The organism is Mycolicibacterium phocaicum (genome assembly GCF_010731115.1).
Classification (GTDB): domain Bacteria; phylum Actinomycetota; class Actinomycetes; order Mycobacteriales; family Mycobacteriaceae; genus Mycobacterium; species Mycobacterium phocaicum.
In genome coordinates, this window is record NZ_AP022616.1 from 2075625 (window position 1) to 2100439 (window position 24815).

22 protein-coding genes and 1 pseudogene are annotated in these 24815 nt (G+C 68.3%); 6 read left to right on the forward strand and 17 right to left on the reverse strand.

The features are described 5' to 3' along the window. Nucleotides 1-63: 63 nt before the first annotated feature. Complete coding sequence (locus tag G6N46_RS10040) at nucleotides 64-303, forward strand: hypothetical protein (protein ID WP_133427241.1); 240 nt, start codon at nucleotides 64-66, stop codon at nucleotides 301-303. A gap of 9 nt (nucleotides 304-312) precedes the next feature. Here G6N46_RS10040 and G6N46_RS10045 read toward each other — a convergent pair whose 3' ends face one another. Genes G6N46_RS10045 through G6N46_RS10080 form a run of 8 tightly spaced genes read right to left on the reverse strand, consistent with a single transcriptional unit; the run spans nucleotide 313 to nucleotide 7240 of the window. After that, complete coding sequence (locus G6N46_RS10045; RefSeq protein WP_133427240.1) at nucleotides 313-1149, reverse strand: DegV family protein; 837 nt, start codon at nucleotides 1147-1149, stop codon at nucleotides 313-315. A gap of 2 nt (nucleotides 1150-1151) precedes the next feature. After that, nucleotides 1152-1886, reverse strand: coding sequence for a diglucosylglycerate octanoyltransferase (gene octT, locus G6N46_RS10050; protein ID WP_133427239.1), 735 nt, complete (start codon nucleotides 1884-1886; stop codon nucleotides 1152-1154). Then, a complete protein-coding gene (gpgP, locus tag G6N46_RS10055) occupies nucleotides 1876-2544 on the reverse strand; it encodes a glucosyl-3-phosphoglycerate phosphatase (RefSeq protein WP_064860900.1) in 669 nt (222 codons plus the stop codon). The genes octT and gpgP overlap by 11 nt, the downstream gene beginning before the upstream one ends. Further along, nucleotides 2541-2954, reverse strand: a complete 414-nt coding sequence (gene rsfS / locus G6N46_RS10060; RefSeq protein WP_133427238.1) for a ribosome silencing factor — start codon at nucleotides 2952-2954, stop codon at nucleotides 2541-2543. Before rsfS ends, gpgP begins: the two co-directional genes overlap by 4 nt. Beyond that, complete coding sequence (nadD, locus tag G6N46_RS10065) at nucleotides 2951-3595, reverse strand: nicotinate-nucleotide adenylyltransferase (RefSeq protein ID WP_082934916.1); 645 nt, start codon at nucleotides 3593-3595, stop codon at nucleotides 2951-2953. Before nadD ends, rsfS begins: the two co-directional genes overlap by 4 nt. Nucleotides 3596-3647: 52 nt before the next feature. Next, a complete protein-coding gene (locus tag G6N46_RS10070; RefSeq protein WP_138248414.1) occupies nucleotides 3648-5090 on the reverse strand; it encodes a vWA domain-containing protein in 1443 nt (480 codons plus the stop codon). An 8-nt stretch (nucleotides 5091-5098) separates the two neighbouring features. Next, entirely contained in the window at nucleotides 5099-5980 is an 882-nt protein-coding gene (locus G6N46_RS10075; RefSeq protein ID WP_029105383.1) for an AAA family ATPase, read from the reverse strand. 12 nt (nucleotides 5981-5992) lie between these two features. After that, complete coding sequence (locus tag G6N46_RS10080) at nucleotides 5993-7240, reverse strand: glutamate-5-semialdehyde dehydrogenase (RefSeq protein ID WP_061006378.1); 1248 nt, start codon at nucleotides 7238-7240, stop codon at nucleotides 5993-5995. A 56-nt stretch (nucleotides 7241-7296) separates the two neighbouring features. On the opposite strand from G6N46_RS10080, the gene G6N46_RS10085 reads away from it, so the two are divergent. The 4 genes and pseudogenes from G6N46_RS10085 to G6N46_RS10100 all read left to right on the forward strand — a co-directional run bounded on the left by G6N46_RS10085 (nucleotide 7297) and on the right by G6N46_RS10100 (nucleotide 12450). Beyond that, complete coding sequence (locus G6N46_RS10085; RefSeq protein ID WP_167526402.1) at nucleotides 7297-8163, forward strand: PfkB family carbohydrate kinase; 867 nt, start codon at nucleotides 7297-7299, stop codon at nucleotides 8161-8163. Nucleotides 8164-8223: 60 nt separating this feature from the next. Further along, nucleotides 8224-9475 (forward strand): annotated as a pseudogene (locus G6N46_RS10090) (cytochrome P450). 114 nt (nucleotides 9476-9589) lie between these two features. Beyond that, on the forward strand, nucleotides 9590-10753 hold the full coding sequence (locus G6N46_RS10095; protein ID WP_138248413.1) for a DUF2306 domain-containing protein: 1164 nt from the start codon (nucleotides 9590-9592) through the stop codon (nucleotides 10751-10753). Between the two features lie 98 nt (nucleotides 10754-10851). After that, nucleotides 10852-12450 carry an HNH endonuclease signature motif containing protein gene (locus G6N46_RS10100; RefSeq protein WP_138248412.1) on the forward strand — a complete coding sequence of 533 codons (1599 nt, stop codon included), beginning with the start codon at nucleotides 10852-10854 and terminating at the stop codon, nucleotides 12448-12450. A gap of 27 nt (nucleotides 12451-12477) precedes the next feature. Here the strand turns inward: G6N46_RS10100 and G6N46_RS10105 are convergent, their stop codons facing one another. Next, nucleotides 12478-14520, reverse strand: a complete 2043-nt coding sequence (locus G6N46_RS10105) for an NAD(+) synthase (protein WP_138248411.1) — start codon at nucleotides 14518-14520, stop codon at nucleotides 12478-12480. Between the two features lie 58 nt (nucleotides 14521-14578). On the opposite strand from G6N46_RS10105, the gene G6N46_RS10110 reads away from it, so the two are divergent. Beyond that, complete coding sequence (locus G6N46_RS10110; protein WP_138248410.1) at nucleotides 14579-15418, forward strand: NAD-dependent protein deacetylase; 840 nt, start codon at nucleotides 14579-14581, stop codon at nucleotides 15416-15418. Here G6N46_RS10110 and G6N46_RS10115 read toward each other — a convergent pair. The 8 genes from G6N46_RS10115 to ndk form a co-directional block, all read right to left on the reverse strand. Then, a complete protein-coding gene (locus tag G6N46_RS10115) occupies nucleotides 15394-16701 on the reverse strand; it encodes a protoporphyrinogen/coproporphyrinogen oxidase (RefSeq protein WP_138248409.1) in 1308 nt (435 codons plus the stop codon). The genes G6N46_RS10110 and G6N46_RS10115 overlap by 25 nt on opposite strands. Nucleotides 16702-16705: 4 nt before the next feature. Further along, the gene (locus G6N46_RS10120) at nucleotides 16706-17329 is read right to left on the reverse strand and encodes a PIG-L deacetylase family protein (RefSeq protein WP_061002567.1); all 624 of its coding nucleotides are present in this window, start codon (nucleotides 17327-17329) and stop codon (nucleotides 16706-16708) included. Between the two features lie 130 nt (nucleotides 17330-17459). Continuing rightward, nucleotides 17460-18581 carry a glutamate 5-kinase gene (gene proB, locus G6N46_RS10125; protein WP_138248408.1) on the reverse strand — a complete coding sequence of 374 codons (1122 nt, stop codon included), beginning with the start codon at nucleotides 18579-18581 and terminating at the stop codon, nucleotides 17460-17462. Next, on the reverse strand, nucleotides 18578-20038 hold the full coding sequence (gene obgE, locus G6N46_RS10130; RefSeq protein ID WP_133427232.1) for a GTPase ObgE: 1461 nt from the start codon (nucleotides 20036-20038) through the stop codon (nucleotides 18578-18580). Before obgE ends, proB begins: the two co-directional genes overlap by 4 nt. Nucleotides 20039-20138: 100 nt before the next feature. After that, nucleotides 20139-20396: a 50S ribosomal protein L27 gene (gene rpmA, locus G6N46_RS10135; RefSeq protein WP_020102180.1), complete on the reverse strand. Its 258-nt coding sequence runs from the start codon at nucleotides 20394-20396 to the stop codon at nucleotides 20139-20141. 18 nt (nucleotides 20397-20414) lie between these two features. Then, nucleotides 20415-20738 carry a 50S ribosomal protein L21 gene (gene rplU, locus G6N46_RS10140; protein ID WP_020102181.1) on the reverse strand — a complete coding sequence of 108 codons (324 nt, stop codon included), beginning with the start codon at nucleotides 20736-20738 and terminating at the stop codon, nucleotides 20415-20417. Nucleotides 20739-20932: 194 nt separating this feature from the next. Beyond that, nucleotides 20933-24043 (reverse strand): ribonuclease E, encoded by a 3111-nt coding sequence (locus G6N46_RS10145; RefSeq protein WP_138248407.1) that lies wholly within the window; start codon nucleotides 24041-24043, stop codon nucleotides 20933-20935. 315 nt (nucleotides 24044-24358) lie between these two features. Next, entirely contained in the window at nucleotides 24359-24769 is a 411-nt protein-coding gene (gene ndk, locus G6N46_RS10150; protein ID WP_138248406.1) for a nucleoside-diphosphate kinase, read from the reverse strand. Nucleotides 24770-24815: the final 46 nt, after the last annotated feature.

Genomic DNA, 24815 nt, shown 5'->3' on the forward strand with positions numbered 1-24815 from the left:
CCCGCCCGATTCGAGTACCCGCCTACTCAGTCCTGCGTGCCCAGTAACGCACAGGCTCATCACATGGCCACGTCAACTTCCCGCGAGCAGGCGCTGCGGCGGCTGCCGTTGCCCTATTCACTTGCCCTGCGGTTGCGCGACGCACGCGTCGCTGCGGACCTGATCTGCGAGTACGTCGGCGTCGAGCCGTCCGCACTGGCCGGCATCTACCGCATCGGCGAGGCGAAACTGGCTGCCGCACAACATGACCTGGGAGTGACGGGGCCGGCCACGCTGCCGGTTGCGTTCGAGCCGGGTCGCTGACGACGGACGCTAGCCCTGCGTGTTGACGATGACACCGACCGCGCCGGAGCCGACGTGCACCGCCAGCACCGGCCCCATGTCGGTCACCACGAGTGATTCGACCTGGGGTAGACGGGAAGTCAGTGCGGCGCCGATCGACGCGGCGTCGTCGTGATTGTCGACGTGGTGCACGGCGATGGATGCGGGCCGGTCGCCGACGAGCGCGACCACCCGCTCGATCATCGCGGCATGCGCCTTGGCGACGGTCCGAATCCGCTGATCCAGTACCAGCCGGCCGTCGATGTCCAACTGCAGCAACGGCTTCAGCGACAACGCGGTACCGAGCCAGGAGGCCGCCGTGCCGATGCGGCCACTGCGCCGCAGGTTGTCCAGCCGGTGCACGACGATGAACCCGTGCTGCCGCCCGGATTCCGAACGCGCCTGCGCTTCGACGGCATCCAGATCGGCACCGGCCGCTGCGGCCCGGGCCGCAGCCACGGCGACGAATCCGACGCCCATCGCGGCAGAACGCGAATTGACAACGCGCACAGACGAACCCAGCTCGCGGCCCACCGCCGCCGCGGCACTGAACGTGCTCGACAGACCGGCCGACAGATGCACCGCCACCACGCCGTCGCCGCCGCTGTCGGCCAGCGCCTGCTTGTAGACGTCAGTCAGATCCGCGGGCGCCGCACCGGACGTGGACACATGCGACCGGTCCTGGATGTCCTGCGGAATCGGGTCGATCCCGTCCTGGTAATCGATGCCGTCCTGCAGCACGTGCAGCGGGACCACCCGAATGTCCCAGCGCTTCAACTCTTCTGGGTCAAGCCGAGCCGACGAGTCGGTGACCACCACCACTGCCATGGCTAGCCGTCGGTCCGCTGCGACACCACACCGGCCTCGGCCAGCCCCTTGAGCATGAGTTCGGCGACCGCGCGGTGCGCCTCGAAATTCCAGTGGATCCCGTCCGGATTCGCCCGGCCGGACATCACCTCGTCACCGACTGCGGCCTTGAGGTCGACGATCGGAATCTGCTTGGCGTCGGCCCAATCGGTGATCGCCGAGACCGTGGCGTCGCGCCAGCGGTGCGAGCTGCCGTAGGTCTCCGCGATGTGCACCGACGGGATGGTCGCCACGAACGGGATGCCGGGGCGGTTGAAATCGATTGCCCCGCGGGTCTCTTCGAGATATTCGACCGTCAGGTGCGCCGGCAGCGCAGGCCGGGCAACCGGGGATAGGCGCGGCTGCATCCAGCCATAGCCGTCCCGCACGATGCGGCGCAGCCACGGCGGCCGCACGTAGCGGATCAGTTCCCGCAGCGCCGTCGGCAACGGCGACGGCAGCGAATCCATGCCGCACGTCGCGAAGATCACCGCACCGGCCTTGGGCAGGGCCGCCCACGACCGCGGATCCTGCGTCGCGGCCCACCACACGTCGCGACACGTCCAGCCGATGCGGCCGATCAGCTCCAGGTCCCAACCGAGTTGCGACGCAACGATGTTGGGCCAGATCCGCGGATCATCCGACGGCAGCCCGCCGGTCGGTCCGTAGTAGGACAACGAGTCGCAGAAGACCAGCAGGACTGGGCGGTCAGAGGACATCGTTGGCCACCTGAGCCGAGGCGTTCCACACGTCCAGACGCCACTTCACGGGGTCGTCGTCGGCAAGTCCGGCACTGTGCCCCGACAACTGCACCCAGCTGGCATTACCCATGCCGCCGAGCACCGGCCAGTTGTCCACGGGCAGCTCCAGCAGGGCCGCGGTCAGCGCGGCGATCAACCCACCGTGCGCGACGAGCACCACGGGCCGGTCGACCTCGTCGATACCCCATTCGGGCAGCTTGCGCAGCTGCTCGGCCACCACCGGGAGGCTGCGGTTCGCCACATCCACGCGGCTCTCGCCGTTGTGCGGCGCCCAGCGGGCATCGTCACGCCAGGCCAGCCGCGCGCCGGGCGCAATGTCATCGACCTCGTGATGGGTCAGGCCCTGCCAGTCGCCCAGGTGTGTCTCGCGCAGTCGCTCGTCGATCGACACCGGCATACCGGCCTGTTCCCCAAGCGTGGTCGCGGTGTCGAGGGCACGGCGCAGATCCGACGACACGATCACCAGGGGCTGGCGTTTGGCCAGCACCTCGGCCGCCGCCACCGCCTGCGCCCGGCCCAAGTCACTGAGGTCGGTGTCGAGCTGGCCCTGCATCCGGCTGGTCGCGTTGTATTCCGTCTGGCCGTGACGCAGCAGCAGGAGACGGCGGTTCCTCACTCGCCGTCCCCGTCGGACGCGTCATCACCGTCGGGGTTCACCGGCAACTCACCATCCAGGTCGACCTCGACCGCCGGGCAGTCCCGCCACAGCCGGTCCAGCGCGTAGTACTCGCGCTCTTCCTGGTGCTGGATGTGCACCACGATGTCGACGTAGTCGAGCAGCACCCAGCGGCCCTCGCGGGCGCCTTCGCGACGGGCCGGCTTGTGGCCCGCCCAGCGCATCTTCTCCTCGACCTCGTCGACGATGGCGTTGACCTGGCGGTCGTTGGACGCGGAAGCGATGACGAAGTAGTCGGTGATCACCAACTGATCCGAGACGTCGATGACGCTGATGTTCTCGCCGAGCTTGGCGGACGCCGCGCGCGCGGCGACGGTCGCCATGCTGAGGGCTTCGGGGGTGGCGGTCATGAACTCTCCTGCTTGTTCCTGGCATTGTCGCGGGCCTGGTAGAGCCCACGTTTGGATACGTATTGGACGACGCCGTCGGGCACCAGGTACCAGATGGGCCGGTTGGCCTGGGCGCGGCGACGGCAGTCGCTCGACGAGATGGCCAGCGCGGGCACCTCGACCAGCGTCAGGGCGTCGGCCGGCAGTTCTTTCTGCGCTTCCTCGATGTGCTTGCCGTCCAGCTCGTAGCCGGGCCGGCTGACCCCGATGAACCGGGCCGTGGAGAACAGCTCCTCCCAGTTCTGCCAGGACAGGATCGAGGCCAGCGCATCGGCGCCGGTGATGAAGAACAGGTCGGTGTCCGGGTTCTGTCTGGCCAGGTCGCGCAGGGTGTCCTTGGTGTAGGTGGGGCCGCCCCGGTCGATGTCGACGCGGCTCACCGAGAACCGCGGGTTGGCAGCCGTCGCGATGACCGTCATCAGGTACCGGTCCTCGGCGGCGGTGACGTGCCGATCGCGCTTCTGCCAGGGCTGCCCGGTCGGCACGAAGATCACTTCGTCAAGCTCGAACAGGTCGGCCACCTCGCTGGCCGCGACGAGGTGTCCATGGTGAATGGGATCGAACGTCCCACCCATCACTCCCAGCCTGCGTCGAGTCACGATTGGCCAGCTTACGGCAGTGTTCGGAGCTAACCCGGGGGCAGGACCTCGGCGGCTAGACCGGCAGCAGGTTGTCGATCACCGACGCGAGCTGCTTGGCGGACCGGCATTCGTGCATGGTGATGACGTCCTGGTACTTGGCCGTCGCCGAGTCGCCGCTGCCCCACAGGTGCTTGGGCTCGGGGTTGAGCCAGTGCGCGTGCCGGCTGGCGCTGACCATGTGCGCCAGCAGGTCGGCCTGCGGGTTGCGGTAGTTGTTGCGGCCGTCGCCGAGCACCAGCAGGGCCGTGCGGGGCGAGAGCGCATTGGGCCACTTGTCCATGAACGAGACGAAGGCGTGGCCGTAGTCGGAGTGCCCGTCCCGGGTGTAGACGGCGGCCTCGCGGGTGATCTTCTGCACCGCGACGGCCAGGTCGGCGTCCGGCCCGAACAGCTCGGTGACCTCGTCGGTGGTGTCGATGAAGGCGAAGACGCGCACCCGCGAGAACTGCTGGCGCAGGGCATGCACCAGCATCAGGGTGAAGTGGCTGAAGCCCGCGACGGAGCCGGAGACGTCGCACAGCACCACGAGCTCGGGACGGGCCGGGTGCGGTTTCTTGAGCACGACGTCGATGGGCACGCCGCCCGTGGACATCGACTTGCGCAGCGTCTTGCGCAGGTCGATCTGCCCGGCATGCGAACGACGCCGACGCGCGGCGAGGCGGGTGGCCAGCGTACGGGACAGGGGCGCAACAACATTGCGCATCTGGCGCAGCTGATCACCTGAAGCCCTGAGGAATTCGACGTTCTCGGCGAGCTGCGGGATGCCGTAGGTCTGCACGTGGTCGCGGCCGATCTGCTCGGCCGTGCGCCGCTTGGTCTCGGACTCGACCATGTGCCGCAGCTGCGAAATACGCTTGGCCGCCATCGCTTTGGCGATCTGTTCCTGCGTGGGCGTGGGCTCGTCGCCATACGGCGCCAGCAAGCCGGCCAGGAGCTTGCCCTCGAGTTGGTCCAGCCCCATGGCTTTGAGCGCCTGATACGACGAGTACGACGGACCGCGGCTCGAGTTGTACTTGCCGTAGGCATCGACGATCTGCGCGATCATCGCCATCAGGCGGTCGTCCAAGTTGGCCATGTCGGCGTCGGACAGCAGGTCGATGAGTGCCGAGCGCATGCCCTCGACGTCCTCGGGCGGAATCCGGTCGGGCCGGTTCTCCGGGTCCTCCTCGTCGTCGAGTTCCAACACGGCCCGGTCTCCCATGGCCGCGGGGAACCACAGATCGAACAGCGCGTTGTAGGTCTCGCGGTGGTCGGGCCGGCGCAATACGGCGCACGCCAGGCCTTCGCGCAGCACCATGCGGTCACCCAGCCCCAGGGTGGCCATCACCCGACCGGCATCGACGGTCTCCGACGGCCCGACGTTGATGCCCACCTTGCGCAGGGCTTCGACGAACCCCACGAGGTGGCCTGGAATGCCTTGCGGGGCAAGCGGTTGTGCGGGGGTTCGTCCAGTCATGGCGAGCCCTAGTTCAGCTTCAGCTCACCGGCAGCGCGCTGCTGGTCGGACTGGTGCTTGAGCACCACGCCCAGCGTGGCGGCGATCATCGCGTCGTCGAGGGTGTCCATACCCAGCGCCAGGACCGTGCGGCCCCAGTCGATGGTCTCGGCGACCGACGGCAACTTCTTGAGCTGCATGCCGCGCAGCACCCCGATGATGCGGACCAGCTCGTCGGCGATCTTCTCCGGCAGCTCGGGCACCCGGGACAGCAGGATGCGCCGCTCCAGATCGGGGTCGGGGAAATCGATGTGCAGGAACAGGCAGCGCCGCTTGAGCGCCTCGGACAGCTCGCGCGTGGCGTTCGAGGTCAGCACCACCAGCGGCGTCTGCTGCGCCTTGATCGTGCCGAGTTCGGGCACGGTGACGGCGAAGTCGGACAGGATCTCCAGCAGCAGGCCTTCGATCTCGATGTCGGCCTTGTCGGTCTCGTCGATCAGCAGCACGGTGGGCTCGGTGCGGCGGATTGCCGTCAGCAGCGGGCGGCTCAGCAGGAATTCCTCGCTGAAGACGTCCATCTTGGTCTGGTCCCAGTCGCCAGACTGCTGACCGGACTGAATCCGGAGGATCTGCTTGGCGTGATTCCACTCGTACAGCGCACGGGCCTCGTCGACGCCCTCGTAGCACTGCAGCCGCACGAGCTCCGAACCGGTGCACTGGGCGATGGCCCGCGCCAGTTCGGTCTTGCCGACGCCCGCCGGCCCTTCGATCAGCAGCGGTTTACCCAGCCGGTCGGCCAGGAAAACCGCTGTGGCCGTTGCGGTGTCGGGCAGATATCCGGTTTCGGCGAGCCTCTTGGCGACGTCATCGATATCCGCGAACAGCGGCACCGAACGAGCGGGTGTACTCAAGTTCTTCTCCTCTTACACAGGCCGGGTCTGGCCGTCGCCCCACACGATCCATTTGGTGGATGTCAGTTCCGGCAGCCCCATCGGACCGCGCGCGTGCAGCTTCTGGGTCGAGATGCCGATCTCGGCGCCGAAGCCGAACTGCTCACCGTCGGTGAAGGCCGTCGACGCGTTGACCATCACCGCGGCGGCGTCCACCTGTTCGGAGAACCGCTGGGCCGCAGCAAGATTGGTGGTGACGATGGCCTCGGTGTGCCCGGTGCCGTACTCGTTGACGTGCGCGATGGCGCCGTCGACCCCGTCGACCACGGCCACCGCCATGTCCAGCGACAGGAACTCGGCGCGCAGCTCGTCCTCGCTCGGGTCCAGGTGCACCGTCACCCCGGCGTCCTGCAGCGCGGTCACCAGCCGCGGCAGCGCGGTGTCGGCTATGGCCCGGTCCACCAGCAGGGTCTCGGCCGAATTGCACACGCTGGGGCGGCGGGTCTTGGAGTTCAGCAGGATGCTCTCGGCCATGTCGAGATCAGCGGCTTCGTGGACGTAGACGTGGCAGTTGCCGACGCCCGTCTCGATGGTCGGCACGGTGGCGTCGCGCACCACGGCGTCGATCAGGCCGGCACCGCCGCGCGGGATCACCACGTCGACCAGACCGCGAGCCTGGATGAGGTGAGTGACGCTGGCGCGGTCCTCGCTGGGCAGCAGCTGCACCGCGTCCTCGGGCAGCCCCTCGGCCGCCAGGGCCGCCCGCAGCGCGGTGACCAGAGCCTCGTTCGACCGGACCGCCGACGAGCTGCCGCGCAGCAGCGCCGCGTTGCCCGACTTGAGGGCGAGGCCGAAGGCGTCGACCGTCACGTTGGGCCGGCTCTCGTAGACCATGCCAACGACGCCCAGCGGTACCCGCTGCTGACGGAGCTGCAGGCCGTTGGGCAGCGTGCTGCCGCGCAGCACCTCACCGACGGGGTCCGGCAGCCCCGCGACCTGCCGCAATCCGGCGGCGATGCCGTCGAGCCGTTGCGGGTTCAGGGCCAGCCGGTCGATCATCGCCTCGGCGGTACCCGCGGCGCGCGCGGTCTCGATGTCCTCGGCATTGGCGGCGAGCACCGCGTCCGCGGCGGCCAGTACGGCATCTGCGGCGGCGTGCAGCGCGCGGTTCTTGGCTTGAGTGGTCAGTGTCGCCAGCACGCGCGACGCGACGCGGGCCCGCCGGGCGGCGTCATGCACCTGCTGGCGAAGATCGGTGTCCGTAGCTGCGTGCACACTCATTAACCCAGGGTAACGAGGTATCTGCGGTTCAGCCCGGTCGGGGCTACCGTGGCCGGGTGACTCGGATCACCGTCGTGGGCAGCGTCAACATGGATCTGGTGTTCGGCCTCGCCGACCTGCCGCGACCGGGGCAGACGGTGCTGGCGTCGGCGCTGCATTCCGAGCCCGGCGGCAAGGGCGGCAATCAGGCCGTGGCCGCGGCACGGGCGGGTGCCGATGTGCAGTTGGTCGCCGCGCTCGGGGCCGACGCCGCCGGCGATGTGTTGCGAAAGCATCTGCAGGACAACGGTGTCGGCCTGGTCGGCGCAGTCAGCCTGCCGGTCCCCAGCGGCACCGCGGCCATCATGGTCGGCGACAACGCCGAGAACATGATCGTGGTGGCGGCGGGCGCCAACGCGCACCTGACCCTGGACTCCGCGCACGTTCGCGCGGTCGTCGCCGACTGCGATGTGCTGTTGCTGCAGCTGGAGATCCCAACGGCCACCGCGTTGGCGGCGGCGCGGCTGGCGAAGGACAGTGGTGCCACGGTGGTGCTCAACGCCTCGCCGCCCGGCGCCGATCCGCACGTGCTCGGCGAGCTGGCCGGCGTCACCGACGTGGTGATCGTCAACGAAACCGAAGCGGCCCAATGGCATTGGGCCGTCCCGCATCTGGTCATCACGCGCGGCGCCGACGGGGCGGTGCACCGCACGCCCGCGGGTGAGACGTCCGTCGCGGCACCCGCGGTCGAGGCGATCGACACCACGGGCGCCGGTGACGTCTTCGCCGGCGTCCTGGCCGCGGGTTGGACCGCGGACCCCGCCCATGCGCTCCGGCGGGCGGTGACGGCGGGTGCGCTGGCGACCCTGGTTCCCGGTGCCGGCAACTGCGCACCGCGTGACGAGGCCATCGAGGACGCGCTGGAGAGCGGCGTGGACAACTGATGCGCAGATCTACGCCAGTTGGCCGATGATCTGCTGGCCAAGTCGCCGGATAGTCAATGCATGACCATCGCAAGCGGTATTCCGAGCGTCTTCGACGTCGCGCTTCCGACCATCGACTATTCGGGCGCGCACGGCCCGGACGAAGCGCAGGCGATCCTCGCGCCCGCGCGTGCACAGTCGCCGATCGCGATCGGGCCGCACGGACCGGAGGTACTGACCTAATGACCTGGCCCACGAGGTGCTGCGGGACCCGCGCTTCCGGATTCCCCAGGGCATGTTCCTCGTCGCGCAGGGCATCACGTCGGGTCCGGTGTGGGACCGGGTCAGCTCGTCGATCATCAGCATCGACGGTCCCGAGCACACCCGACTGCGTCGACTGATTGCCACCGCTTTCAGCCGCCGCGCCATCGAACGCTTGCACACCACGGTCATCGACGTCGTCAGCGACCTGATCGACCGCCAGGTGGCGCGCGGCCACTGCGACGTCGTGACCGACATCGCGCGGCAGTACCCGACCCCGGTCATCTGCGCGCTGCTCGGCGCCCCAGCCGAGGACTGGGAGCAATTGTCGTTCTGGGTCGACGATTTCATGCACGCGTTCGACTGGCATGTCGCCGAACACGAGGCCGCGATCCTGACCGCCTGGCAGGCCCTCGACGACTACATCGACGACATGGTGGCCCGTCGCCGCGACCACCTCACCGACGATCTCCTCTCGGACCTCATCCGCGCCGAGGAGGACGGCGACCGGCTCAGCGCCGATGAACTGCGGATGCTCTCGACCGGCCTGCTGGCGGCCGGCACCGATACCACTCGCAACCAGGTTGCCGCCTCGGTACAGGTGTTGTGCGAGCACCCCGATCAGTGGGCCTTGCTGGGTACACATCCCGACCTGGCCGACCGTGCCGTCGAAGAGACCATGCGGCACTCGCCCATCGTGATCAGCTCGCTGCGAATGGCCCGCGAAGATGTCGAACTTGCTGGAATGCTCATCCCCGCAGGAACTTTCCTGCAGGTGAACACCGGAGCAGCCAACCGCGACCCCGCCGTGTACGACGACCCAGACCGTCTCGACATCACCCGTGCGGGCGCCCCGGCGATGCAGACCTTCGGGGCCGGGATGCACTACTGCCTCGGCGTGCACCTGGCCAAGATGGAGCTCGCCGAAGCGCTCGCCCTGATGACGCAGCGCATGCCGAACGCAAGGGTGACCGGGCCGGTGCCGTGGAAGCCGTTGGTGGGCTTGAGCGGACCCATCACGCTGCCCATCGCCTTCGACCCGGTTGATGGATCATTGCGGGCGGCCTCCTGAGCGAGCCGCCCGCACGCGTCGACTGAACGCGCCATCGCCCGAAATCCGCGCACCGGTTCCACTTCAGCAAATACTGCGGGTTTACCCTGGGTGGCCCTAGAATCTGACGTTCAAATGGACGGCCACAAGGGAATCGCGGTGTCACGGCGATTCTTCGTGCTCACGATCGCCATCGCCGCCATCTATGTGCCGCTCGCACTCAATTACACCTGGCCACTTTTCACGCCCGGCTTGTCGCGTTGGCAGGACGTCGTAAACTCCGCGATCAACGGCGATGGCTACGCCCTCGGAAACGGGTCGGTCGAATCGGTTCGTCATGGCGCCTACGCCGAGCATCGCGTGGTCCTCATGGTGCACACCACCCTGGCCGGACTTGCCTTGACGCTCGGGCTGTTTCAGTTCTCGTCACGACTGCGCACCCGCTGGCCGGCCGTACACCGCTGGATCGGCCGCGGCTATCTCGCACTGATGTCCGTCAGCATGCTGACCGCGTTGGTGTTCCTATACCTCACGCCGCCGGCACAGCATTTCATCGGGCCGGCATTCGAAACGCAGTTGCGCGCCTTGGCAATCGGCACGCTCGGCAGCGCGTGGTACGCGGTCTACGCGATCCGCCGCCGCGACGTGATCACACACCAGGCCTGGATGACCTACGGCATTGCTCTCATGATGACGGCGCCGTTGCTGCGCGTCATCTGGATCGGGATACAACCGCTTATCCCGCAACACGATCTGCTGACCAACATCGGCGTGGGTTCCATCATCCTCGGTGTCGCCGCGCCCGGTAGCGCGGTGTTCGCGTTCATGCTGACCAAGCAGGCGACGCCGGAGGCCGGCGTTCGTTCCGTCCCGACGTGGACGTACGGTGCGGCGGTCGCGTTGGCCGTTGTCGGCTCGCTGGCCTACACCGCGCTGGTCCTCCGATTGCCGGCGCCGATCCCGCACGGCCTCGTGCTTTTTCATCTGGTGCCCGCCTGGATCACCATCGCGATCGCCGCGCGCGGGGTGGTCCGTGCGCGCACCGCGGGCGACGCGGCACGCGAACGGCAGTGGCGCTGGCTCCTGTGGGGTTTCGCCGCCGCGCCCACCGCTGCGAGCTTGTACGCGCAGATCGTGCCGCCCGCCTTCACCACGGCCGACGCCGTCCTCGCCGGCGGCATGGACGGCCCGGTCATCCCGATCACCGTCGCCTTCGCGTTGGTGGTGCATGCGGCCGCGCGGTCGCAGCGTCGGACCGACGACGACCTCGATGAGCCGAACGTGCTGGCCGCCGCCTGAGCGCGTCCGCCTCGGCAAGTTATCCACAGAACGCGATTCATCCACAGTCGGTGCCTGCCAGGAAGATTGAAGCAGTAAACGCCGCTAGAATCGAAAGCATGTTCGAATCGTTGGTCATCGCGACCCGGGAAGCCGACGACGGCGCCCTGGTCGACATGATGACCAGCGCCACCCGCACCGAAGCCCAGCACGCCGGCCGCCGCCTGGCCGCCATCGCCGAACTGACTCACCGCCGCTGCACCGACCACGAGGACCGCGACCTATGGGCGTGCGACGGTTGGGATGCCGCTGCCGCCGAGATCGGCGCCGCGCTGACCATCAACCGCTGGCAAGCCGCCAGCCAGATGCAGCTCGCTCTGGCCCTGCGCGACCGCCTCCCCGAAGTCGGCGCCCTCCTGGCCGCCGGAGATCTGCCCCTACAGCTGGTGACCCAGATCTGCTGGCACACCGAACACGTCCAGGACCCGGCCACGCTCGCCCTCATCGACGTCGCCATGGCGGGCTCCGCGCGCGAATGGGGACCCCTGTCCAAAGCCGACACCATGGCACAGATCGACAGCTGGATCGAAAAGTTCGACCCCGCCGCCGTGCGCCGCACCCGAGGCGCCGTCCGCGGCCGCGACGTCGAGTTCGGCAAGCCCGGCGACCCAGCAGGGGTCACGTCCGTCTGGGCCCTGCTGCTGGCCACGGACGCCGAACTGCTCAAGCGCACCCTCACCGCCATGGCCCACGAAGTCTGCCCCGACGATCCCCGCAGCCTCGCCCAGCGCCGCGCCGACGCGCTGGGTGTCCTGGCCGTTCGTGGCGACCGCCTCCCGTGCCATTGCGGCCGGCCCGATTGCCCCGCCGCCGGCGCCGATCCCCGCGCCGCCGCCGTCAGCATCCACGTCCTCACCGATGCGGCACCCGAACCGATCAGTGACGCGCACCTCGACACCCCCGAAACCGCCGCAGACGCCGCACCGGTCACTGCCGATACACCCGTCGCCGAGGCCCACGCCCCGTCACCCGAACCCGCCCCCGTCGTCGACCAGACGGCGGTCGGATTCCTGCTCGGTGGATCCGTAATCCCCGCCGTCCTACTGTCGGACCTCGCGGCCCGCGGCGCCACTGTGAAAAATGTTGAAACACCAGAGTTCCCGGCCGACGGGCAACCCCACTACCGGCCGTCGTCCGCGCTCGACCATTACATCCGGATGCGGGACATCACCTGCATGCACCCCGGCTGCGACCAACCCGCCGTCAACGCCGACCTCGACCACACCATCGCGTGGCCGGCCGGAGCGACCCACCCGGGCAATCTCACCCCCAAATGCCGCAAACACCACCTGCTCAAAACCTTCTACAGCGGCGCGACCGGATGGCGCACCCGCCAACAGCCCGACGGCACCATAGTCTGGACCGCACCCACCGGGCACACATACACCACCGTGCCTGGTAGCCGAATCCTGTTCCCCGACAAACACTTCCCCACCCCGGCTCCACCACCATCGGCTGCGGCAACCACCAGCGACCAACCCGGCCGCGACCTCATGATGCCCACCCGCCGCCGCACCCGAGCAGCAGACCGCACCCGGCGCATCCGGCACGAACGCACACTCAACTGGGCCGAGCTGCTGGAGTCCGCACCGACCACCGACGCCAAACTCCAACTCGCCCAACAACTCATCAACGGCGACAGCTCCCCACCCTTCTGAAGCCGGGGGTGCGGCTGAACGACCCGCTCAGGACTCCGGAACGTTGCGCTCGATCTCGTCGAGCCAGATGCGTGCCGACATGTCCGACGGGGCGCGCCAGTCCCCGCGCGGGGACAGCGCGCCACCGGCGGACACCTTCGGGCCGTTCGGCAGCGCCGACCGCTTGAACTGGCTGAACGAGTAGAACCTCTGGACGAACACTTTCAGCCAGTGCCGGATGTCGGCCAGCGAGTACGCCACGTGCTCGTCGTCCGGGAAGCCGGCCGGCCAGTCACCGGCATCGGCGTCGCGCCAGGCATGCCAGGACAGGAACGCGATCTTCGATGGCCGGAAGCCGTACCGCAACACCTGGAACAGCGAAAAATCCTGCAAGGCATACGGTCCCACCTTGGCCTGGCTGCTCTGCACTGCCTCGCCGTCGGCCGCCGGAACCAGTTCCGGGGTGATCTCGGTGTCGAGCACCGACTGCAACACGTCGTTGACGTCGCTGTTGAACTGACCTGAGGAGATCACCCACCTGATCAGATGCTGGATCAGGGTTTTCGGCACCCCGCCGTTGACGTTGTAGTGGGACATCTGGTCGCCGACGCCATAGGTGGACCAGCCCAGGCCGAGCTCGGACAGGTCGCCGGTACCCAGCACGATGCCGCCACGCTGGTTGGCCAACCGGAACAGGAAGTCGGTCCGCAGCCCGGCCTGCACGTTCTCGAACGTCACGTCGTACACGGCCTCGCCGCGGGCGAACGGGTGCCCCATCTCGGCCAGCATCAGCCGCGCGGTGTCACGAATATCCAACTCGGAGAACGTGACTCCGAGCGCCTTGGCCAGTGCCGTCGCGTTGTTCTTGGTGTGGTCGCCCGTCGCGAAACCAGGCATGGTGAAGGCCAGGATGTCGCTGCGGGGCCGGCCCTCGCGGTCCATCGCCTTGGCCGCGACGATCAGCGCGTGCGTGGAATCCAGCCCGCCGGACACGCCGATCACCACCGTCGGGAAGTTCAGCGCCCGCAGCCGCTGTTCCAGACCGGACACCTGGATGTTGTACGCCTCGTAGCAATCCTGTTGCAGCCGAGCCGGATCCGCGGGCACGAACGGGAACCGCTCGACCTCGCGCAGCAGACCGATATCGCCGGCCGGCGGCGACAGCGTGAACCCGATCCGGCGGAAGCCCGACGTCCGGTCTGTGAAGGTGCGCCGGTTGTCGTCGAACGTGCCCATCCGCAGCCGCTCGGAAGCCAGCAACTCGGTGTCGACGTCGGCGACCGAGCGTCGCTCCCCGCGCGGAAACCGCTCGGATTCGGCCAGCAGCACACCGTTTTCGTAGATCATGGTCTGGCCATCCCACGCCAGATCCGTCGTGGACTCGCCCTCTCCCGCGGCCGCGTAGACGTACGCCGCCAGGCATCGCGACGACGCCGACCGGGCCAGCAGCTTGCGGTCGTCGGCCCGGCCGATGGTGATCGGGCTGCCGGACAAGTTCGCCAGCACCGTCGCACCGGCCAGCGCGGCCGTCGCACTCGGCGGCACCGGCACCCACATGTCCTCGCAGATCTCCACATGCAGCACGAAATTCGGCAGATCGTCGGCGGCGAACAACAGGTCGGGGCCGAACGGCACGTCGACCCCGTTCAGCCGGATGGTCCCCTCGACATCATCACCGGCCGCGATCTGACGGGATTCGTAGAACTCGCGGTAGGTCGGCAGGTACGACTTGGGCACCACGCCCAGGATCGCGCCGCGGTGGATGACCACCGCCGTGTTGTAGATCCGGTGCCGGTACCGCAGCGGCGCACCGACCACCAGCACCGGCAGTAGCTCGGCGGACGCCTCGACGATGGTCGCCAGCGCCTCGGTCGTCGACTCCAGCAGCGTGTCCGACAGCAGGATGTCCTCGATCGAGTACCCCGACAGGGTCAGTTCGGGGAACACCGCCAGCGCGACGGCGTCGTCGTGGCACTCCCGGGCCAGGCGCAGCACCGACTCGGCGTTGGCCGCCGGGTCCGCGAGCGCGGTGTGGTGCGTGCATGCAGCCACGCGGACGAATCCGTGCCGGTAGGCGGAGTAGAAGTCCACGTCTCGATTGTTGCACCGACCCGTGGTGCAACTCCGTGGACGGCCTACCCTCGATGAGGTGCAGGCTCCTGAACTGGTCAATCTTCTGGCCGACCGGCGGCTCGCCGTGCTGACCGGCGCCGGCATCTCCACCGATTCGGGCATTCCGGACTATCGCGGGCCGGACTCGCCGCCGAGCAATCCGATGACCATCCAGCAGTTTCTGTCCGGTCCGGCATTCCGGCAGCGGTACTGGGCCCGCAATCACATCGGGTGGCGGCACATGGCTGCCCGCCGGCCCAACGCCGGCCACCGCGCCGTGGCCGCCCTGGAACGGGCCGGGCTGGTGACGGGCGTCATCACCCAGAACGTCGACCTGCTGCACACCAAGGCCGGCTCCCAGACGGTGGTGAATTTGCACGGCACCTACGCGCAGGTCGTCTGCCTGAGCTGCGGGCACACCATGACCCGCGCCGCGCTGGCCGTCGAGCTGGAGCGGCTCAATCCCGGGTTCACCGAACGCGCCGAAGTCGGCAGCATCGGCGTGGCACCCGACGCCGACGCGACGGTCGAGGACACCGCGACATTCCGGTACCTCGACTGTCCGCGCTGTGGCGGCATCCTCAAGCCCGACATCGTGTACTTCGGCGACAACGTGCCGAAAGACCGGGTGCAGCAGGCGTACGCCCTGGTCGACGCCGCCGACGCGCTGGTGGTCGCGGGCTCGTCGCTGACGGTGTACTCGGGCTACCGGTTCGTCCGGCACGCCGCCGCGGCCGGCAAGCCCGTCGCGATCATCAACCGCGGGCCCACCCGGGGCGACGACCTGGCCACGGTCAAGATCGACAGTGGCTGTTCGGAAATCCTCGCCCTGCTGGCCAGTGAATTGCCGGCTCAGAACCTGTCCGGGTGCCAGTAGACGTCCTCGGGCGTGCCGGACAACGCGTTGTCCACGGCCTCGCGGCCCTGCAGGTAGCCGTAATCCTGATTCGAGGACTCGTAGCGCCAGCCACCGAAGCGGCCCCGGCTGTGGATGCCGTGCGCGCGCAGCCGCTCGTCGACGGTCCGCACGATGTCGTCACGGCCCAGGGTCGGCACCGGATAGCCCATCGGGACTTCCCGCACGAACCGGCTCACCACGTACTCCGACTCGGCGCCCAGCGCCCGCAGTGATTCCTCGGTGCGCCGCACCGCGTCGTCGGCGGTCAGTGGCTGCCCGGGCAGCAGCGGCACCTCGCACAGCACGTTCCAGCGGCCGTCGCCGGCGTTGGCGGGATCGTAGTTGTTGAGCATCGTGGCCCGGTACCACGGCACGGCCAGGTCCGGGCAGTACAGCCAGGTCTTGTCGGCCAGCGCCTCCGGCGCCGCACCGCGGTACCCCAATCCGACCGCATAGATGCGACTGGCACACAAGCTGTTTCGCTCGGCCGTCCCTTCGGCGCCGGCGCCACCGAGCCAGCCCCAGGCCGTCGTCAACGGCGCCGAGCTGACACAGTGGTCGTACGCGACGGCCGAGCCGTCGTCCAGCGTGGCGATGCGCCTGGTCACATCGACGTCGACCACCTGCGTGTTCAGTCGCACCGTCTCAGGCGCGAGCATCTGGTCATGCACGCCCTGCCACAGGGCGCCGGTGCCACCGATCGGGTACGGAAAGCTGCCCGCGGGTCCGGTCGCCGAGCCGGCCAGGCCAAGACGCGGCACATTCGGTGCGGCACTGCCGCTGCGCAACGACGTCCATTCGTGGTCGATGTGCTCGAGTGGGGCCGTCCACATCTTGTAGTTGTAGGGGCCGAAAAACTCGTCAAAAAGTTTGCCACCGAAATTGTTCCGGTAATAGTCGGCGAGGTTGTGCAGCGGTGCGTCCGGGTACAGGTCGGTCGGCATCTCGGCGAGTTGCTGCTGGATGGGCGTGGGCACCAGACTCTGCGGCCCGCTGCCCTCGAGCCACACCCAGCCGTTGCGGGCGACATCGTTCATCTTCACGCCCGAGGCATCGACCGCGCGGTCGAACTCCGCGAAGTGGCTGTGCAGCACGTGGCCGCCAAGATCCCAGGTGAAACCCTGTTCGTCGCGGACCGACGTGGCCATGCCACCGACCTGATCGCCGGCATCCACCACCACGTGGTCGATGCCGAGTTCGGTCAGCCGGACGGCAGCGCCCAGCCCCGTCGGGCCGGCACCGACAATCAGAAAGGTCGGCACTGGGTCAGAAATCAACGACCAGTCGGGCCGGTTCGAATCCCTCGGCGAACGTCCTGCGGCACAGGAAGCCGTAGTGCTCGGCAGAACTGCGCACCCAGGAGGCACTGACCTTTTCGCTGGCCTCGGCCTGCGACACGTGCGACATCAGGGCTTCGATCTTCTTGTCCAAGGAGTCGGAGATGTCGACGAACGCCGTCGGGTTGAAGCCGATGGCCGACGGTCCGCCGTAGGTCATGATCGACGACACCCATCGCGCGGCACCGAGCGTACAGCGGGAAACCACCCGATGGTCCTGGTGGCTGTCATTGGCAGTGTGGGTGTAAACGATTGTGGCTGAAGACTTTTCGATCGCATCTTCGATCAGGTGCACCAGCTCGAACTCCTGCAGCGAAACGCGGCAATCACCGAAACCCTGGCCCCACAGCAGTTCGTGGACGCCGAGCACCTCCACCGCACGGAGTTGCTCACGCACCCGCTCCTGCGAGTCACCCGGCCCCTCCTCGCCGCGGGTGACCACCAGCATGGTGACCCGGTCACCGGCCGCCACATGCTTTGCCAGCGCACCGCCGCAGCCCAGTTCGATGTCATCGGGATGCGCGCCGACCGCCAGCACGGACTGTCTCGCCATCGCCCCCTCAATTCTGTTTGCTGCGCGAGTGTTGAAGGCAGCATAACCCTAATTTAATAGGTCGGCCTTCTTCAGCAGGGAAAACACCGAACGAGGCGTCGATTCTAGCCAAATACACACGAAGTCGACGTCAAATTGCTACCAGGTCATCCGCGTGCACCGCAGGTCGGCGCAGTTCGACGGGTAGCTCGGTGGTCGAACGGCCGATGATGCCGGCCAGCTCGGAATCCTCGTAGGCCACGACGCCGCGCGCCACCGCGTTGCCGTCGGGTCCATGCAGTTCGACGACGTCGCCGCCGTGGAAGCGGCCTGAGACCCCGGTGATCCCGGCAGGCAACAACGACTTTCGCTGCCCGACGACAGCCCGCACCGCACCGGCGTCCAGGGTCAGCGTCCCTGTCGTCTCCGCGGCGTAGCGCACCCAGAACCGGCGCGCCGACATGCGCTCGGGACGCGCGGCGAAGACCGTACCCACCGAGGCGTCGGTCAGCGCGGCGGCCGCGTCGCCGGCCGCGGCCAGCAGCACCGGCACCCCGGCGTCCGCGGCCAGCAGCGCGGACGACAGCTTCGATGCCATACCGCCCGTACCCAGGTGGCTGCCCCCGGTCGCGGACACGCCGTCGAGGTCACCCGACGCGGCGACCTCCGGGATGAAGCGCGCGTTGCCCTTGCGTGGGTCGGAGTCGTACAGCCCGTCGATGTCGCTCAACAGAATCAGCGCGTCGGCACCGACCAGCTGGGCCACCAGAGCCGACAGCCGGTCGTTGTCGCCGAACCGAATCTCGTTGGTGGCCACGGTGTCGTTCTCGTTCACGATCGCCACCGCGTGCAACGCCCGCAGCCGGTCCAGCGTGCGCTGCGCGTTGTTGTGCTGTGCGCGCTGAGCGATGTCGTGGGCCGTCAGCAGTACCTGGCCCACGGTCCGGTCGTACCGGCCGAACGCCGCACTCCACGAGTTGACCAGGGCCACCTGTCCGACGCTGGCCGCGGCCTGCTTGGTGGCGAGGTCCGTCGGGCGCCGGCTCAGGCCGAGCGGCTCGATGCCCGCGGCGATGGCGCCCGACGACACGATCACGACGTCCGAACCGGCCTTCATCCGCTTCTCGATGGCATCGGCCAGCGTGGCCAGCCGGCCGGCGTCGAACATGCCGTTGGGCGCGGTGAGCGCCGTGGTTCCGATCTTGACGACGACGCTGCGCGCGGTGCGCACGGCCTCACGATGGGGCGAGACTGTGTCGGAGCTGTGCGTCACAACTCTTCCTCGGCATCCTCCGCTGACCGACGACGCTCCTTGCGGGCCGCCTTACGTTCCGCGGCCCCGACTCGGTCGGTCTGCTCCAGCCGAATGTCGGTGCCGCGCCCGGACATCTGCATGTCGACACCTGCGGGTGTCTGCGGCTCCCAGTCGAAGGTGACGTCGCCGATGGTCACCGCGCAGCCGGCGCGGGCACCCTTCTTGAGCAGTTCGTCCTCGACGCCCAGGCGCGCCAGGCGGTCACCGAGATAGCCGACCGCCTCGTCGTTGTCGAAGGCCGTCTGTGCGATCCAGCGTTCCGGCCGGGTGCCACGCACGATGAAGCCACCGGAGCCATCCGATTCGACGGTGAAGCCAGTCTCGTTGACGGCGACGGGCCGGATGATCGGCCGGCGCGGAGCCACCACGGGTTGCGCGGCACGGTACGCCGCGACCATGTCCCACAACGCGAAGGTCAACGGGCGCAGGCCATCTCGGCTGACGGTCGAGATTTCGTAGACGGGCCAGCCGTACTTGGCCGCCACCTCTTCCTTGACGAAGTCGGCGAGTTCGCGGGCGTCGGGCACGTCGATCTTGTTGAGCAGCACCGCGCGGGGCCGCTCGGCCAGGTCGCCGAGGGTCGAATCCCCTTGCAAAGTCGGGGTATACGCGGCCAGCTCGGCCTCGAGCGCCTCGATGTCGGAGATCGGGTCCCGGCCCGGCTCCAGCGTGGCGCAGTCGACCACGTGGACCAGCACGGCGCAGCGTTCGATGTGCCGCAGGAAGTCCAGGCCCAGGCCGCGGCCCTCGGAGGCACCGGGAATCAAGCCCGGGACGTCCGCGACGGTAAAGGTGTTGTCGCCCGCCGAGACCACACCCAGATTGGGCACCAGAGTGGTGAACGGGTAGTCCGCGATCTTCGGCTTGGCCGCCGAAATGGCCGACACCAGAGACGATTTACCGGCCGACGGGAAACCGACCAGACCGACATCGGCGACCGTCTTCAGTTCGAGGGTGAGATCGCGGATCTCGCCCTTCTCCCCCAGCAGCGCGAAACCGGGCGCCTTGCGGGCCCGCGAGGCCAGTGCGGCGTTTCCCAGCCCGCCGCGGCCGCCGGCGGCGGCCTCGAAGCGGGTGCCGGCACCCACCAGGTCGGCCAGCATGCGGCCCTGGTCATCGAGCACAACGGTGCCGTCGGGCACGTGGACCTCGAGATCGGCGCCCGCGGCACCGTCCCGGTTGCTGCCGGCGCCGGGCTTACCGGAGGGGGCGTCGACGTGCGGGCGGAAGTGGAAGTCCAGCAGGGTGTGCACCTGCGGGTCGACGACCAGGACGATGCTGCCGCCCTTGCCGCCGTTGCCGCCGTCAGGCCCGCCGAGCGGCTTGAACTTCTCCCGATGTACCGACGCACAGCCATTGCCGCCGTTGCCGGCGCGCGCGTGGATCACCACACGGTCAACGAACCGGGGTGCCATCTGACGTCCTCTCCCTCACACGACAATCCCCGTCACCGGGGAAAAAGAAAAGCTGCCACGAGGCGAAACCTCGTGGCAGCTTCACACCTCGTGTAAAAGGTTAGGCCTCGACCGGGACGATGTTGACCGTCTTGCGACCGCGCTTGGAGCCGAACAGCACCGAGCCGGCGGCCGTGGCGAACAGGGTGTCGTCGCCACCGCGACCGACGTTCACGCCCGGGTGAAAGTGAGTGCCGCGCTGACGGACGAGGATCTCGCCGGCCTTGACGACCTGGCCGCCGAAGCGCTTGACGCCCAGTCGCTGGGCGGCGGAATCGCGACCGTTACGAGAGCTTGACGCGCCCTTTTTATGTGCCATGTCTGTTCGCTCCCTTACTTACTTGATGCCGGTGACCTTGACGACCGTCAGCTGCTGACGGTGGCCCTGGCGCTTGTGGTAGCCGGTCTTGTTCTTGAACTTGTGGATACGGATCTTCGGGCCCTTGGTGTGCTCGAGCACCTCACCGGTGACAGCGACCTTGGCCAGCGCGTCGGCGCTGGTGGTGACCTTCGCACCCTCGACCACGAGAGCGACGGGCAGCGACACCGAGGCGCCCTGCTCAGCGTCGAGCTTCTCGATCTTGACCACGTCACCGACGGCAACCTTGTACTGCTTGCCACCAGTCTTGACGATTGCGTACGTGGCGTTATCGGCTGCCATCGTTGGTGTTCCTCTGTTCTTCGTTTCGTCTACTGCGGGGCGCGCGCCACCCGAAGGCTGGCGGGCGCTGGTCTTAGGTCGGAGTGGTTGCGGGGCACCCCGCGTCTCCATGTCGCCGGTGTCGGCCAGGCGACAACTGGTCAAGGGTACGTGACCAGCTATTCGAGGGTCAAACCGCGTGGACCCTCACGGCATCAGCCATCGACACCTCCGACCGGCGGACCGGCGGGACGGGCCGCGGCGCGGCGCCGCTGCCGGACGACGGGAGCCCGGGTGACGACCACTGCAGCGGGCTCATCAGCCTCGTCGTCGTCCTCGTCCTCGTCGTCTTCGTCGTCCGCATCCTCATCGTCTGCGTCGTCGTCTGCGTCGTCGTCATCCGCGTCGTCGTCTTCGTCGGCGTCGTCCTCGTCGAGGTCCAGATCGTCGTCATCGTCCGAGTCGTCGTCGCTGTCCTCGAAGTCCTCGTCGAGCTCGACTTCGAGCTCGTCCTCATCCGAGTCCTCATCGTCCTCGGCTTCGGCCTCGTCAACCTCGTCGGTGTCCAGCTCGGTCACGACCTCGTCGGACTCGATCACGCCGTCGGCGGAGTCGTCGGCAAGCCCCTCGGCGTCCTCGACGACGTCCTCGTCGAGTTCGTCCTCGTGCTTGCCGTTGGCCGCCGCCATGGCCTTGAACATCGGGTGCTCGCCCTGCGGATGCGAATGCACCTTGGCCAACTGCGGCTCTTCTTCGGGGCGCGGGGCGACCTTCTTGGCCCGCTTGCTGCGGCGGCCACCGCCGCCACCGGCGCCACCGGCCGCCTCGGCCTTGCGGCCGTTCGCCGACGCGGTGTCGACCGGATCGCCGTGCAGCATGATGCCGCGGCCCGCGCAGTGCGTGCAGGTCGTGGAGAACGCCTCGATCAGGCCGGTGCCGAGGCGCTTGCGCGTCAGCTGCACCAGACCCAGCGAGGTCACCTCGGACACCTGGTGCCGGGTGCGGTCACGGGCCAGCGCCTCGGTCAGGCGGCGCAACACCAGGTCGCGGTTGGACTCGAGCACCATGTCGATGAAGTCGATGACGATGATGCCGCCGATGTCGCGCAGCCGCAGCTGACGGACGATCTCCTCGGCCGCTTCGAGGTTGTTGCGGGTGACCGTCTGCTCGAGGTTGCCGCCCGAACCGGTGAACTTGCCGGTGTTGACGTCGACGACCGTCATGGCCTCGGTGCGGTCGATCACCAGGGTGCCGCCCGAGGGCAGCCACACCTTGCGGTCCATGGCCTTGGCCAGCTGCTCGTCGATGCGGTACACCGAGAACACGTCCGGACCGGTCCGAGCCGGGTTGCCGGCGACATCAGACTGCGCACCGCCTGACGATCCATATTGCGACATCCGTGAAAGCAGTTCCGGAGCAACGGAATTGACGTAGTTGCTGATGGTGTTCCAGGCTTCGTCACCCGACACGACGAGCTTCGAGAAGTCTTCGTTGAACAGGTCGCGGATGACCTTGACCAGGACATCGGGCTCTTCGTACAGCGCCACGGCGGCGCCGGCGGCCTTGCCCTTGGTTGCAGCGGCGGTTGTCTCGATCTCGGTCCAGCGTTCCTGCAACCGGTTGACGTCCGCGCGGATGTCCTCTTCTTTCACACCCTCGGACGCAGTGCGGATGATCACACCGGCGTCGGCGGGCACGACCTCCTTGAGGATTTCCTTCAGGCGCTGCCGCTCGGTGTCGGGCAGCTTGCGGCTGATCCCGGTCGACGACGCGCCCGGCACGTACACCAGGTAGCGACCGGCAAGCGAGATCTGCGTGGTGAGGCGGGCGCCCTTGTGCCCGACCGGGTCCTTGCTTACCTGCACGACCACATAGTCGCCGGGCTTGAGCGCCTGCTCGATCTTGCGGTTGTTGCCGCCGAGGCCCGCGGCCTCCCAGTTGACCTCACCGGCGTACAGCACACCGTTGCGGCCACGGCCGATGTCGACGAACGCCGCCTCCATCGAGGGCAGCACGTTCTGCACGATGCCGAGGTAGATGTTGCCGACCAGGCTGGCCGACGCCGCGGAGGTCACGAAGTGCTCGACCACGACGCCGTCTTCCAGCACCGCGATCTGGGTGTAGCGGGCGCCCTCGTGCGGCGGTTCGGTGCGGATCTTGTCGCGCACCACCATCACGCGCTCGACGGCTTCGCGGCGGGCCAGGAACTCGGCCTCGCTCAGGATCGGCGGGCGCCGGCGGCCGGCATCACGGCCGTCGCGGCGGCGCTGACGCTTGGCCTCGAGCCGGGTCGACCCGGTGATGCCCTGGATTTCGTTGTTGTCCGACTTCGCCCGCGGGGCGCGCTCGTGGACGACGGTGTTGGGCGGATCGTCCGGCGAACCGGCCTCGCCATCGGCATCGTCACCACCGGCGCCGCCCGACTTGCGGCGGCGACGGCGACGGCGACGGCGGCTGGCACCGTCGGATGCGTTGGCGTCGTCGTCACCGGAGTCGTCGTCGCCCTCGGCGTCGGTGTCGTCTTCACCCTCAGCCGACGCGTCCTGCGTGTCGCCTTCGGCGTCGCCGTCGGTCGCGTCGTCGCTGCTCTGTTCGCCCCGACCGCGGCCACGGCCACGGCGACCACGGCGGCGGCGCCGGTTGGCGGGCCGTTCGCCGTCTTCATCGGTGCCGTCCTCGCCACCGTCGTCGGCGGCATCGGCCGCGTCGTCAACGGTGTCTTCGTCGGCGAAGTCGTCAGGCTCGGCGGGCGCCCGGAACGTCACGGGCTGCGGAGCCACGAACAGCGGCAGGTAGTCGGCGGGTTCGGCAGAGCTTGCCGCGGGCGCCTGCACCGTCTCGAGCAGCAGGCGCGACTCGGGCTCGTCTTCGTCGGGCTCCGCGTCTCCGGCGTCGGCCGCCTCGCGGGCGATCTCGACGGCGGCTTCGGCGACGTCGACGGCTTCGACGGCAACCTCGGCGGACACCCCTTCGCTTTCGGTGGCGACCTCGGTGGCGACCTCGGTGGCGACCTCGGTGGTGACCTCGACCAGCACCTCGGCAGCCGGCTCGGCGGTCTCCGCCGGCGCGGCGGCGGCCGGGCTCTGCGCCGCTTCGCCGCCGAGACCCAGCAGGTCGCGGACGCGCTCCGCTTCGGCACGGGTCACCGTGGAAGCGGGGTTGCGGGGCCTACCGTCGACCCCGGCGAGGGTCTCGGTGATGTTCTTGCTGGTGGTCCCGAGGATCCGGGCCAGCGAGAAAATCCGCAGGCGCTCGGGGAGCTCTATCGGCTCCGCTGCGCTGCCGGCGTCTTCGGATCGGGCTTCAAGTTGGGCATCGTCGGCCACGTATTCTCCTCAAGCCCCCGGGCGCGTCGTGCGACGCGGCCACGCGAGGGCTTCTTGTATTGGCTCGGGGAACTTCTCCCGAGATTGTTGTGGTCTCGCACCTAGCGGCCCACGGGGAGCCCTCGGTGCCTGGCTGAATGATGGCTGGACGGTCGGCGCCGCACCTGGATTTCTCCCGGTGGTCGCGTCGTCTAAGTCTTCATCCGGGCGTCCGCTCCTGGTATGAAGCAGGTCACCCGTACGCCAGTATCCCACATCGTCGGCCAATCTCCGACGAGGTGCCGCCGGTAGCTCAGCTACCGGCGGCCCACAGTGTCAGTTACCGGGGAACCACAGGGCGATTTCGCGGGCCGCGGACTCCGGGGAATCCGAGCCGTGCACCAGGTTGTCCTGGGTGATCAGGGCCAGGTCGCCACGGATGGTGCCGGTCGCGGCCTTCTCCACCGGGTCGGTGCCGCCGGCAATCTGCCGGAACGCGGCGACGGCGCGCGGACCCTCGACGATGGCGGCCACAACCGGGCCGGAGGTGATGAATTCCAGCAGGTCAACGAAGAAGGGCTTGCCCTCGTGCTCGGCGTAGTGCTTGGTCGCCAACTCGACACTGACGGTCTTCAGCTCGAGAGCAGCAAAGGTCAGGCCCTTGCGCTCGATCCGGCTGATGATTTCGCCGATCAGGTTGCGCTTGACGCCGTCGGGCTTGATCAAAACAAGGGTCTGCTCAGTCACGGCGGACAGCGTACTAGTCGGTAACCGAAACCAGCGATTTGTGCAC